Origin of the sequence: Streptomyces sp. NRRL F-5650 (assembly GCF_000721365.1) — a bacterium.
Taxonomy (GTDB): domain Bacteria; phylum Actinomycetota; class Actinomycetes; order Streptomycetales; family Streptomycetaceae; genus Streptomyces; species Streptomyces ardesiacus.
In genome coordinates this window covers 1-12078 of the sequence record NZ_JOGV01000084.1, presented here as the reverse complement: position 1 = coordinate 12078, position 12078 = coordinate 1, and the positions used below count along the sequence as shown (strand labels likewise).

Annotated in this window: 12 protein-coding genes; 9 read left to right on the top strand and 3 right to left on the bottom strand. The window is 72.1% G+C overall.

What is annotated here, in order from left to right:
- The 3 genes from IG88_RS0136910 to nudC all read left to right on the top strand — a co-directional run.
- On the top strand, positions 1–954 hold a 954-nt coding region (locus IG88_RS0136910; protein WP_031050980.1), incomplete at its 5' end, for a PD-(D/E)XK nuclease family protein.
- A gap of 10 nt (positions 955–964) precedes the next feature.
- A complete protein-coding gene (locus tag IG88_RS0136905) occupies positions 965–2377 on the top strand; it encodes a dipeptidase (protein ID WP_031050976.1) in 1413 nt (470 codons plus the stop codon).
- 160 nt (positions 2378–2537) lie between these two features.
- The gene (gene nudC, locus IG88_RS0136900) at positions 2538–3482 is read left to right on the top strand and encodes an NAD(+) diphosphatase (protein ID WP_031050974.1); all 945 of its coding nucleotides are present in this window, start codon (positions 2538–2540) and stop codon (positions 3480–3482) included.
- An 89-nt stretch (positions 3483–3571) separates the two neighbouring features.
- On the opposite strand, the gene IG88_RS0136895 is transcribed toward nudC, so the two are convergent.
- Positions 3572–3814 carry a mycoredoxin gene (locus IG88_RS0136895; RefSeq protein WP_030400692.1) on the bottom strand — a complete coding sequence of 81 codons (243 nt, stop codon included), beginning with the start codon at positions 3812–3814 and terminating at the stop codon, positions 3572–3574.
- 183 nt (positions 3815–3997) lie between these two features.
- Between IG88_RS0136895 and IG88_RS0136890 the strand changes: the two genes are divergently transcribed.
- From IG88_RS0136890 to IG88_RS0136880, 4 genes are all read left to right on the top strand, one after another.
- Positions 3998–6205: an ATP-dependent DNA helicase UvrD2 gene (locus IG88_RS0136890; RefSeq protein ID WP_199807545.1), complete on the top strand. Its 2208-nt coding sequence runs from the start codon at positions 3998–4000 to the stop codon at positions 6203–6205.
- 164 nt (positions 6206–6369) lie between these two features.
- A complete protein-coding gene (locus tag IG88_RS39640; RefSeq protein ID WP_037837501.1) occupies positions 6370–6702 on the top strand; it encodes a hypothetical protein in 333 nt (110 codons plus the stop codon).
- A 175-nt stretch (positions 6703–6877) separates the two neighbouring features.
- Positions 6878–7246, top strand: a complete 369-nt coding sequence (locus tag IG88_RS0136885; RefSeq protein ID WP_003973786.1) for a WhiB family transcriptional regulator — start codon at positions 6878–6880, stop codon at positions 7244–7246.
- Positions 7243–7566 carry a hypothetical protein gene (locus IG88_RS0136880; protein WP_031050969.1) on the top strand — a complete coding sequence of 108 codons (324 nt, stop codon included), beginning with the start codon at positions 7243–7245 and terminating at the stop codon, positions 7564–7566. The genes IG88_RS0136885 and IG88_RS0136880 overlap by 4 nt, the downstream gene beginning before the upstream one ends.
- A gap of 107 nt (positions 7567–7673) precedes the next feature.
- Here IG88_RS0136880 and IG88_RS0136875 read toward each other — a convergent pair whose 3' ends face one another.
- Entirely contained in the window at positions 7674–9113 is a 1440-nt protein-coding gene (locus IG88_RS0136875) for an ABC1 kinase family protein (RefSeq protein ID WP_031050967.1), read from the bottom strand.
- Positions 9106–10320 carry a TOMM precursor leader peptide-binding protein gene (locus tag IG88_RS0136870; RefSeq protein WP_031050965.1) on the bottom strand — a complete coding sequence of 405 codons (1215 nt, stop codon included), beginning with the start codon at positions 10318–10320 and terminating at the stop codon, positions 9106–9108. The genes IG88_RS0136875 and IG88_RS0136870 overlap by 8 nt, the downstream gene beginning before the upstream one ends.
- A gap of 311 nt (positions 10321–10631) precedes the next feature.
- Here IG88_RS0136870 and IG88_RS0136865 point away from each other — a divergent pair, with 311 nt between their 5' ends.
- Both IG88_RS0136865 and IG88_RS0136860 read left to right on the top strand, forming a co-directional pair.
- Positions 10632–11228: a M48 family metallopeptidase gene (locus IG88_RS0136865; RefSeq protein WP_031050964.1), complete on the top strand. Its 597-nt coding sequence runs from the start codon at positions 10632–10634 to the stop codon at positions 11226–11228.
- A gap of 136 nt (positions 11229–11364) precedes the next feature.
- Positions 11365–12078, top strand: a 714-nt coding sequence (locus IG88_RS0136860) for a TerD family protein (protein ID WP_031050962.1), incomplete at its 3' end; no start/stop codon positions are given.

Here is a 12078-nt window from a genome sequence, read left to right as displayed (position 1 = left end):
ACCTACGACGACCCGGACTGGCCGCCACCCCCCGAGTACGACGAGACACCCCCGGACGAAGCGGATCCGGGCCTCGGCGGGGACCCCGCCGACTGGGACACCTGGACCACGGAGCGCCCGGCCGCCCCGCACGACACCCGCCCCGCGCGGGAGCACCCCACCGTCCCTCACCAGGCGACGCCTGGCGAACGGCACCCGGGCGACGCCCCCGTCCCCGCCCGCCTCACCCCGGAAGAGGCCCGTACCGTCGCCTCCTGGGACCGCGACCTGGACGCACTCACCGGCGAGCTCCTGCGCGCGCGTGAGAACGTCACCGAAGTGCCGCTTCCGGCCTCGCTGACCGCCTCCCAGGTGCTGAGCCTGGCCGCCGACCCGGACGGTTTCGCCCAGGAGCTGGCCCGCCCCATGCCGCGTCCGCCCCGGCCCGCCGCCCGCCGCGGCACCCGTTTCCACGCCTGGGTGGAGGCCCGGTTCGAGAACCTGACGCTGCCCCTGCTGGAACCGGAGGAGCTGCCCGGCGCCGACGCCGAGATCGCCGACGAGCAGGACCTCGAGTTCCTCAAGGACGCCTTCGAACGCACCGAGTACGCCCGCCGCACCCCGTTCCGAGTCGAGGCGCCCTTCCAGCTCTCACTGGCCGGCCGCATCGTGCGCGGCCGCATCGACGCCGTCTACAAGGAGGGCGACGGGGACACCGCGACGTACGAGATCGTCGACTGGAAGACGAACCGCGCCGCCACCGCGGACCCGCTCCAGCTCGCGCTCTACCGCATCGCGTGGGCCGAGCAGCAGGGCGTACCGCACACCTCGGTGACGGCCGCCTTCCTGTACGTACGCACCGGCGAGGTCGTACGCCCCGAGGGGCTGCCGGACCGGGCGGCGCTCGAGAAACTGCTGCTGGCCGAGCCGTCCGGTGACGAACCGCACGACCGGGGTGTCCCCGCGGGCCGATAGGCTCGTAAGCATGAGCCACCCCGTTGACGACGCTGTCAGCGCTGTCCGCACGTACATCGAACAGCACCGCGCCGCCTTCCTCGACGACCTCGTCGACTGGCTGCGCATCCCGTCCGTGTCGGCGCAACCCGACCACGCGCCCGATGTGCGCCGCAGCGCCGACTGGCTCGCCGCCAGACTGCAGGAGACCGGCTTCCCGACCGCCGAGGTCTGGGCCACCCCCGGCGCCCCCGCGGTCTTCGCCGAGTGGCCCTCCGGGGACCCGCAGGCACCGACGGTCCTCGTCTACGGCCACCACGACGTGCAGCCCGCCGCCCGCGAGGACGGCTGGAGCAGCGAGCCCTTCGAACCCGTCGTCCGCGGGAACCGCCTCTACGCGCGCGGGGCGGCCGACGACAAGGGACAGGTGTTCTTCCACACACTCGGGGTCCGCGCCCATCTCGCCGCCACCGGCCGCACCGCCCCCGCGGTCAACCTCAAGCTGCTGGTCGAGGGCGAGGAGGAGTCCGGCTCCCCGCACTTCCGCGCCCTCGTCGAAGAGCGCGCCGAGCGGCTCACGGCCGACGCGGTGATCGTCTCCGACACCGGCATGTGGTCCGAGGACACCCCCACGGTCTGCACCGGCATGCGGGGCCTCGCCGAGTGCGAGATCCGCCTGTACGGCCCCGACCAGGACGTCCACTCCGGGTCCTTCGGCGGCGCCGTCCCCAACCCCGCCACCGCCGTCGCCCGCCTCGTGGCCGCCCTGCACGACGAGCACGCGCGCGTGGCGATCCCCGGCTTCTACGACGGCGTGATCGAACTCACCGACCGCGAACGCGAACTCTTCGCCGAGCTGCCCTTCGACGAAGGGCAGTGGCTGCGCACGGCCAAGTCCCGCGCCACCCACGGCGAAGCCGGACACACCACCCTGGAGCGCATCTGGGCCCGCCCCACCGCCGAGGTCAACGGCATCGGCGGCGGCTACCAGGGCCCCGGCAGCAAGACGGTCATCCCGGCGTCCGCCATGGTGAAGCTCTCCTTCCGCCTCGTCGCCGGCCAGGACCCCGACCACGTCGAGAAGGTGGTCCGCGCCTGGGCCGCCGAGCAGGTGCCCGAAGGCATCCGCTGCGAGATCGCCTTCGGTCCGGCCACCCGCCCGTGCCTGACGCCGCTGGACCACCCGGCTCTGCGATCCGTGGTCCGCGCGATGGGCCGCGCCTTCGGCACACCGGTGCGCTTCACCCGGGAAGGCGGCTCCGGACCGGCCGCCGACCTCCAGGAGGTCCTCGGCGCCCCGGTACTGTTCCTCGGCATCTCCGTCCCGTCCGACGGCTGGCACGCCCCCGACGAGAAGGTGGAACTGGACCTGCTCCTCAAGGGCGTCGAAACCTCCGCCCACCTCTGGGGCGACCTGGCGGAGTACTGGCGTCACGCGCCCTGAGCACCGCGCACGGTCCGGAACCGGACCGGCACCGCGCGCGGCACACTGGAAAGGCCGCCCCGCACCGCCGAGCCCTCCCGGACCCGGTCACCACCCGCCGTACGAACCGCTGAACCCGCCTGCCTTACCGAACCGCTCACCGGGGGAGTTGGAACCACTCGTGACCACCTGGACCGACCGCACCGCCGACCGTCCCATCTCGCTCACCGCCCCGAGCGGCATCGACCGCGCCGCCCACCACCGCCTCGACGAGGCCTGGCTCGCGGCGGCGTGGAGCCACCCCTCGACGCGCTGCTTCGTGGTCTCCGGCGGCCAGGTCCTCATCGACGAGACACCCGACGGGGCCACCGAGCTGGTCATGACCCCCTCCTTCGAGGCCCCGCTCACCGAGGCGCACCGCTACTTCCTGGGCACTGACGCGGACGGGACCAGCTACTTCGCCCTCCAGAAGGACTCCCTGCCCGGCCGCATGGACCAGTCCGCCCGCCCGGCGGGCCTGCGCGAGGCCGGCCTGCTCCTGTCGGACCGCGACGCCGGGCTGATGGCCCACGCGGTCGCCCTGGAGAACTGGCAGCGTCTGCACCGCTTCTGCTCCCGCTGCGGCGAGCGCACCGTCATCGCCGCGGCGGGGCACATCCGCCGCTGCCCCGCCTGCGGCGCCGAGCACTACCCGCGCACCGACCCCGCGGTGATCATGGCGGTCACGGACGGCGAGGACCGCATCCTGCTCGGCCGCCAGGTGCACTGGCCCGAGGGCCGTTTCTCGACCCTGGCCGGTTTCGTGGAACCGGGCGAGTCCATCGAGCAGTCGGTGCGCCGCGAGGTCCAGGAGGAGGTCGGCGTCGGCGTCGGCCGGGTCGAGTACGTCGCGAGCCAGCCGTGGCCCTTCCCGTCCAGCCTGATGCTCGGCTTCATGGCCCACGCCACCTCGACCGAGATCAACGTCGACGGCGACGAGATCCACGAGGCCCGCTGGTTCTCCCGCGCGGAGCTGGGCGCCGCCTTCGAGTCCGGCGAGGTGCTGCCGCCCTACGGCATCTCCATCGCGGCCCGCCTCATCGAGCTGTGGTACGGCAAGCCGCTGCCGACGCGCGGCGCCTTCTGAGCCCGGCAGCACGAAGGGGCGGCCCTCCCGCTGCGGGGGAGGACCGCCCCTCTGCTACTGCTGCGGCCGACTGAGCCGTGGCGTACCGGCTAGGCGCCGATCTTCTGCTTCACCTGCGCCAGCGACGGGTTCGTCAGCGTGGAGCCGTCGGGGAAGAGCACGGTCGGCACCGTCTGGTTTCCGCCATTCGCCTTCTCCACGAACGCGGCGGACTCCGGGTCCTGCTCGATGTTGACCTCGGTGTACGCGATGCCCTCGCGGTCCATCTGGCTCTTCAGCCGACGGCAGTAGCCGCACCACGTGGTGCTGTACATCGTCACAGTGCCCGGCATGTCTCTCGTGCTCCTTCGGCGACTCGGGAAAGCGGCGGCTCGGGGATCGAGGTCGCACGATGGGAACGTCCGGGGCGGCGCCACCATTCCCGGCGGGTGACGCCTGTCGCATTGGTACGACAATCGGTGCGTGCCTGTGGACAGCCGACTCACCCGTCTCGCGAGACCTGGCAGCATTGCGGTGTGACAGCAGCAACGCACTCCACCCTCTTCCCGCAGGTACCGGACTCGGCCGACGCGGTGCTCGACGGGCTCGACCCCGAGCAGCGCGAGGTGGCGACCACCCTGCGCGGTCCGGTGTGCGTGCTGGCGGGAGCCGGTACGGGCAAGACCCGCGCCATCACCCACCGCATCGCCTACGGAGTGCGCGCCGGCATCCTCCAGCCCTCCAGTGTGCTCGCCGTCACCTTCACCAACCGCGCGGCCGGGGAGATGCGCGGCCGGCTGCGCCAGCTCGGTGCGTCGGGGGTGCAGGCCCGCACCTTCCACTCGGCCGCCCTGCGGCAGCTCCAGTACTTCTGGCCGAAAGCGATCGGCGGCTCCCTGCCCAGGCTCGTCGACCGCAAGATCCAGCTCGTCGCCGACGCGGCCGCCGCCTGCCGCATCCGCCTCGACCGGGGCGAGCTGCGGGACGCCACCGCGGAGATCGAATGGTCCAAGGTGACCCAGACCGTCCCCGCCGACTACGCCCTGGCGGCGGCCAAGGCCGGCCGCGAGACCCCCCGTGACCCGGCCGAGATCGCGCAGATCTACGCGGCCTACGAAGACCTCAAGCGCACCCGCTCCGTCATCGACTTCGAGGACGTGCTGCTGCTGACGGTTGCCGTTCTGCAGGACCGGCACGACGTCGCCGAGCAGGTCCGCGCCCAGTACCAGCACTTCGTCGTCGACGAGTACCAGGACGTCAGTCCCCTCCAGCAGCGGCTGCTGGAGCTGTGGCTCGGAGACCGCGACGACCTGTGCGTGGTCGGTGATGCCAGCCAGACGATCTACTCCTTCACGGGAGCAACCCCCGACCACCTGCTCGACTTCCGCGTCCGACACCCCGGCGCCACCGTCGTCAAGCTGGTCCGTGACTACCGGTCCACGCCCCAGGTCGTCCACCTCGCCAACGGCCTGCTCGCCCAGGCGCGTGGCAGGGCCGCCGACCACCGTCTGGAGCTGGTCTCCCAGCGCACGGCGGGCCCCGAGCCCGTCTACACCGAGTACGCCGACGAACCGGCCGAGGCCGAGGGCGCGGCCCGCCGCATCCGCGAACTCCTCGACTCGGGCGTTCCGGCCGCCGAGATCGCGGTCCTGTTCCGCACCAATTCCCAGTCGGAGACCTACGAGCAGGCGCTCGCCGACGCCGGAGTCCCCTATCAGCTACGGGGCGCGGAGCGCTTCTTCGACCGGCCCGAGGTGCGCAGGGCCGGAAGCGCCCTGCGCGCCGCGGCGCGCTTCGGCGGCAACGACTCCCTCCTCGACGACACCGTCGACCTGCCCTCGCAGGTGCGCGCGGTGCTGTCCGGCGAGGGCTGGACGACCGAGCCCCCGGCCGGGTCGGGGGCCGTCCGGGAGCGCTGGGAGTCGCTGGCCGCGCTGGTCGGCCTGGCCCAGGACTTCGCCGCGGCCCGGGCGGGAGCCACGCTGAGCGACCTCGTCGTGGAGCTCGACGAGCGGGCGGGCGCCCAGCACGCACCGACGGTGCAGGGCGTCACCCTCGCCTCCCTGCACTCGGCCAAGGGCCTGGAGTGGGACGTCGTGTTCCTGGTCGGCGTCGCCGAGGGCATGATGCCGATCACCTACGCAAAGACCGACGAGCAGATCGAGGAGGAGCGCCGCCTGCTCTACGTCGGGGTCACCCGCGCGCGTGAACGCCTGTACCTGTCCTGGGCGCTGGCCCGGTCGCCCGGCGGTCGGCCGAGCCGCAGGCCCAGCCGGTTCCTCAAGGGGCTGCGGCCCGGTTCGGGCACGGCGGGCGGACGCGCGGCCGGCGGGGGCGCCGGGGGTGTGGAGCGTGGGTCCCGGGGCGGCGGTCGCGGTGTCGCGGCCCCCGCGCCGAGACGGGCCCAGCGGACACCGGCGCGCTGCAGGGTCTGCGGGCGCACCCTCACCGACGCCGGTGAGATGAAGCTGATGCGCTGCGAGGGCTGCCCGTCCGACATGGACGAGGGCGTCTACGAGCGGCTGCGCGAGTGGCGGGCGGTGCAGGCGGAACGCAGCGGACAGCCCGCGTTCTGCGTGTTCACCGACAAGACACTGATGGCGATCGCCGAGTCCGTCCCTGAGGACGAGCGGGAGCTGGCCCGGATCCCGGGGGTCGGGATGCGCAAGCTCAACCGCTTCGGTTCCGATGTCCTGGCCATCTGCGCAGGCCAGGAAGGTGTGGGGCTTGACGTGGACGACTGATGCGAACTCGTCGAAAAAATAGTTTGCGCATGCCCCGGGAATCCCCATAGGTTCTTGGTCACGGGAGCAGCGGCCTTCCCGAAGGCCCTGAATCCGTGTTGTACTTGCATATCCGTGGACTGGTTCGTCCCAGTCCCCCGAGACGCCGAGAGGAGGCGAGTCCAGTGATCAGCATCAACAGCAGCTCCGTCGTCGGCTTCACCGCCAAAATGACCGATCGCTCGGCCGTCTCCCTGTGCATCCTCGGCGCTTCCTCCTCGGGCACCGGTCTGTCCGGCATTCCTGCCGTGCGTCCGGCCGCCTCCGCCGCTGCTCCCGCGGGCCTTCCCGTCCGCGAGGGCAATGAGCGACCGACCAAGGCACTGGAAGCAGCAGTAGTGGCACAGGCGCAGGCCTATGCCTTTACCGCGACCGGTGCCGGATTCCGGAAGCAGACGACGCAGCACCACCTGATGTGGGCCTTCCGTGGGCCAGAACCCTGGAGTGATCCAGCCTGATCGCCGATCAGGCCGGCGCCTTCAGGGCCGCGGAACCCCACCCGGGATCCGCGGCCCTTCTGTTTGTCCCCGAACGGGGGCGACAGCACGAAGGAGCCTCGGGACAAGAAAAGAACCCGGTACCAAGCCGCCACCCGGTCAACCGGCCGGAACGAACAGACGAGGAAGACCACCCGTGCAACTCGAAGCGCACGCCCCGTCCGTACCGCCTTCCGACACGATCCCCAAGCCCTGTTCCACGGAGGACTCCACCTTGACCCCGCTCACCGCGCTCACCGCGCTCGACGACGCCATCGAGAACCTCGGCGTGCCCGTCCCCTGCCGCTCCTACGACCCGGAGGTCTTCTTCGCCGAGTCGCCGGCGGACGTCGAGTACGCCAAGTCCCTCTGCCGCACCTGCCCGCTGATCGAGGCCTGCCTCGCCGGTGCCAAGGAGCGGCGTGAGCCCTGGGGTGTCTGGGGTGGCGAGCTGTTCGTGCAGGGTGTCGTCGTCGCCAGGAAGCGGCCCCGTGGCCGTCCGCGCAAGAACCCGGTTTCGGCATGAACACCGCAGGAACGATCGACCGTCCCCTCACGTACGACCCCCAGAAGCAGGCCCCGATGAAGCCGTCCACCCACGACATCGCAGGCACCGCGCCTGAAGACTTCACCACCACCGGCGCGAAGGATTCGCGTCAGAACAGGACCCGTGAAATGCAACTCATCCCAGAAGCCCTGGCGCGTGCGCATATGCACGATCGCCTGCATGAGGCCGAGCGGGAACGCCGGGCGCTGCGCCTGGCGACCGCCCGCCGGATGCAGCGCCGGGCGGAGCGCGCCTCGCTGCGTGCTCGGCGCGCGCTGGCCATGGCGGTCATGCAGTAACCGACACACCTGAAGCGGTGGTCTCCCGGGGGAGAGACACCGGTTCGCTCGTGGGGGCCGGTCCGGCCGAACGGACCGGCCCCCACGGTGCGTTCGGGCCCGGTGGATCAGGCCTTCGTCGCGGTCTCCTCCACCTCGTACACGTTCTCGCCCTCCTCGGCGGTGTCCTCCTCGCCCTCTCCGGCGGTGTCCTCCTGCGCTTCTTCGGCGTCGTCTTCGGTGACGAATCCCACGAGCCACTCCTCCAGCTCGTCGCGCAGCCGCACGGTGGCTCCGAGCTGGCACAGCACTCCGATGGTGCTCAGGGTCACACGGTGGATCAGCAGATAGGCCGGGGGCAGGTTGAGCTGCTTGGCCAACTGGTAGGCGGGGGAGCGAGGGTCGCCGATGCGAGCGGCCTGGCTGCGCATCCAGCCGCGGGTGAAGGTGAACGCGTCGACGCGGGCCGGTTCGATGATCGGCAGAAGGTAGTCGAGAACCGCGTCGGGGTCCAGCTCTATCGATTCCTTGACGAATCCCTCCGCGCACAGCATGTCGTAGACCGCGTCCGCGTCGCCGTCCAGTGACATGCGCAGGGCCTCGCCGATGGGCTCGGGCAGGCCGCCCGGGAGGCGGTCGACCGTGCCGAAGTCCAGGACACCCAGGCGCCAGTCGTCCTCTCCCTCCGGCCCGCCCGGGAGCAGACGGAAGTTGCCGGGGTGCGGGTCGGCGTGCAGCAGCCCCGTGCGTGCCGGACCCGAGAAGAGGAAGTGGGCCAGCAACTGGCCGGCCCGGTCCCGCTGCTCCTGCGTGCCGTCCGAGATGATCTCCGACATCGGGATGCCGTCGATCCACTCGGTGATCAGCACCTGCTCGCACTGGTGGACCACGTCGGGCACCACGATGTCCGGGTCGTCGGCGAAGACCTCGGCATGCGTCCGCTGGGCCTCGGCCTCCAGGTCGTAGTCCAGCTCCTCCGAGACCCGGTCCTTCAGCTCTGTGATCAGCGGCTTGATGTCCATGCCCGGGACCAGCGGGCCGAGCAGGCGGGCGAAGCGGCTGAGCTGGTTGAGGTCGGACAGCAGCGCCTCGCCGGCGCCCGGGTACTGCACCTTGACCGCCACCTCGCGGCCGTCGTGCCACACCCCCCGGTGCACCTGGCCGATCGAGGCGGCCGCTGCGGGCTTGTCCTCGAACTCCAGGAAAAGGTCCGGCCAGTCCTCTCCGAGCCGCTCCGTGAGCACGGCGTGCACGGTGCGCGTCGGCATCGGCGGCGCCGCCTCCTGCAACTTGGTGAGCGCCGCCCGATAGGGCCCGGCGACCTCCTCGGGCAGCGCCGACTCGAAGACGGACAGCGCCTGCCCGAACTTCATCGCCCCGCCCTTGAGCTCGCCCAGCACCTTGAACAGTTGCTCCGCGGTGCGCTGCTGCAGTTGCTGGCCGACGATCTCCGCGGACTCGCCCACGATTCGCTTGCCGAGCCCCCAGGTGGCCCGCCCGGCGAAACCGAGCGGGAGCGCGGCGAGCTTGGCGGTCCGGGTGACCGCCTTGCGCGGAAGATCAGACATGCGCCCTCCAAGTCCCAGCCGGCCGCGCCGTTTCCGCCTCGTGGCGTACTTCCGCCGACGGCCCTTGCCCAGCCATTGTCGCGCGCCGTGCCCCGTCCTCGGGGATGTGTTCCTGCTTACCTTCCCCGGCCGCTCCACACGGGCACGCGGGGTGCGGCCGGACCGGACGCGTGTGCCAGCGCAGACCGGGCAGCGAGACCTCCCAGCGCTCGCCGGTGCTCGACGGAGTCCGGCCGTCCAGGAAGGAGAGCGCGTGAGCCGCCGCGAACCCGGCGACGGCTGCCGCGAGCGTGAGGTCGCAGGCCGGCACCCCGCGCTGCCGGCCGGAGTGCCACTGCGCCACCAGCCGCGGCCAGGTGGCGTCCCGGTCGGCGCGGTCGGCGTACAGACAGCCGGCGCATCCTGTCTCGCCGGGCAGCACGAGGGGGCCGACGACGCCGGTTCCCTCGACGACTCCCGCATACAGGTGGGGCGTGCCCGAAACCATCAGGGATTCCGCCGCGGCGGGGTCGGGCGTGTGCACCGCCACGTCGTCGCGCGGGGCGACGATCATCAGGGAGAGGCCCGCGGTGGCCTCCTCGTGCGGTGCCGCCGGGCTCCGGCGCGGTGGCCGGCCGGGGGCGGCTCTGCGGACGACTCGGCGGGCGGCCTCGTCCCGGCGGTCGCCGGTCGACTCGGCGGGCAGGCCGCCAGGGGCGACGTCCCAGGGCTCGACGCGTCCGCCGTCGCGCACGTCGATCTCGCCGACGCCCGCGCCCGACAACAGACCGGCCAGCATCGCGCCCACCCGTCCCGCACCCCTGACGCCGACCCGCAGCGCGCGACGGGCGGCCAGGTGTCTCATGGCGTCGCCGGGCTCGGAGGTGGTCAGGGACAGTGAGGCCAGGTCGGGGCGGAGCCGGTCGAGGACCTCCTTCTTCTGTCGCAGGGCGTCGGCGTCCGGCCCGCCCCCGCGGGAGTCGTCGAGGAGACCGGCCCGCGCCAGCCCCTCCACCACTCGGTCCACGTGCCCGTCGGGCAGGTCCATGCGGTGCCCCTCCTCGCGCAGGAGCGCCGGGCCACGGGTGCCGTTGAGCAGTTCGAGGAAGCTGCCCGTCGCCGTGTCCACCGGCGCCAGCGTCAACGCGTGCGCCGGTGTCATCCCGAACTGCACGGTGTTCAGATCGCGCCAGCCGCGCCTGAGCGCGGGCTTCACCATCGGATGCATGCCAGGTCCCCCGTCAGTCTCCCGTGTCTGTTTCTGTGCGCGGGCCCGAGCACGAGCCGTGTCCGAGCTGTGCCTCGGCCCGCACCGTGTCCGACCCCGTGTCGCCGTCCGGGTTCGGGCCCCGCGATCGGTCGCGGACCCGCCGGCGAGTGCCAGCATGCCCGGCTGCGCGGAAAGCCGTCGAAAGTTGTCCACAGGTGCGGGATGTTCGTCGTACGAATCAGCCGCACGTCTGCCGGGACGAGTGGCGGATCGGCGCGGAAGCGTCCCGGACCCGGGACTTCCCCGTGTGCAGCGGGTAACGTCGTGGCGTGTCCGCCGACCCACTGCACCGTGCCGGGGCGCCCCCGCGCACACCCACGAATCCGCCGCCGAGCGGCTCGGGCAAGAGCGCGGTCGAGGTGCGCAGGAGCACCCGGCGACGCCGGACGGTCTCCGCCTACCGCGAGGGCGACCGCACCGTCGTGCTGATCCCCGCCCGGATGTCCGAGGCGGAGGAGCAGCGCTGGGTGAGCGTCATGCTGGACAAGCTGGCCGCCCAGGAGAGCAAGCGTGTCCTCGGTGACGCAGAGCTTGCCGAGCGCGCGGAGCGCCTGTCGGGGCAGTACTTCGACGGCCGGGCCCGGCCGGCCTCCGTCCGCTGGGTGACCAACCAGAACACCCGCTGGGGCTCCTGTACCCCGTCCGAGGGAAGCATCCGGCTGTCGCACCGCCTCCAGGGCATGCCCGAGTACGTCGTCGACTACGTCCTCCTGCACGAACTGGCGCACCTCCTGGTCCCCGGGCACGGGCCCCGGTTCTGGCGCCTCCTCGACGCCTATCCCCGGACCGAGCGTGCCAGGGGCTACCTGGAGGGTGTGGTCGCCGCCGACCGCCTGCCGCACGTACCCGGCGCCCGCAGCGAGTAGCGGGCGGCCCGGGAGGGTGTCCGCCACGGGCCCGCACGGGTTTCGTACCGGGTCTGTACCGGCTTCCTCCGGTGTCGGTGATTGCCGCTAGCCTGACGCGACGCACTCACATTCGGATGGGGGACGGTCGTAACGCATGGCCAGGGAATTCCAACGCGGCCACAAGGCCAGGATCAGTGACCTCACCGCGGGCACGGATCTGTACGTAGGCGTGCAGATCTCCGGCCCCGGGCTGACCTTCGACATTAGCTGCTTCGGTCTCGACGCCGACGAGCGGTTGTCGGACGACCGGTACTTCGTGTTCTTCAACCAACCGAAGACCCCCGAGGAGTCCATCCAGCTCCTGGGTGCGCAGGCGGGTGACACGGAGTCCTTCCGGGTCACCCTCGACAGGATCCCGCCGCAGATCCAGAAGCTCTCCTTCACCGCGACGATCGACGGCGCGGGCCAGATGTCGCAGGCCGGGCCCGGGTACATCCGGATCGTCGCGGGCGGCGAGGAGGTGGCCAGGTACCCGTTCAGCGGTGCGGAGTTCTCCACCGAGCGTGCCGTGATGCTGGGCGACTTCTACCTGAAGGACGTGTGGCGGTTCGCCGCCGTCGGGCAGGGCTTCGACGGTGGTCTGGACGCGCTGCTGAGGAACTTCGGCGGTGAGGTGGCCGAGGACGAGGCGCCCGCCCCGCAGCAGGCGCAGCAGCCGCAGTCCGGGGCCGCCCCGGGCTTCGCCCCGCCCGCCCAGGCATCGGCGCCGCCATCCTTCGGCGCCGCCGCCCCGGCCCCCGCCCCCGCCGCCTCCGCACCGGCTCCGGCCCCCGTTCCGCAGCCCGCACAGCAGGGCTTCGCCCCGCCC

Bases quoted from the DNA above. Each gene is read 5' to 3' on its own strand.
- IG88_RS0136905 (WP_031050976.1), top strand. From the start codon at position 965: ATGAGCCACCCCGTTGACGACGCTGTCAGCGCTGTCCGCACGTACATC.
- IG88_RS0136895 (WP_030400692.1), bottom strand. From the start codon at position 3,814: ATGCCGGGCACTGTGACGATGTACAGCACCACGTGGTGCGGCTACTGC.
- IG88_RS0136880 (WP_031050969.1), top strand. From the start codon at position 7,243: ATGAACACCGCAGGAACGATCGACCGTCCCCTCACGTACGACCCCCAG.
- IG88_RS0136875 (WP_031050967.1), bottom strand. From the start codon at position 9,113: ATGTCTGATCTTCCGCGCAAGGCGGTCACCCGGACCGCCAAGCTCGCC.
- IG88_RS0136870 (WP_031050965.1), bottom strand. From the start codon at position 10,320: ATGCATCCGATGGTGAAGCCCGCGCTCAGGCGCGGCTGGCGCGATCTG.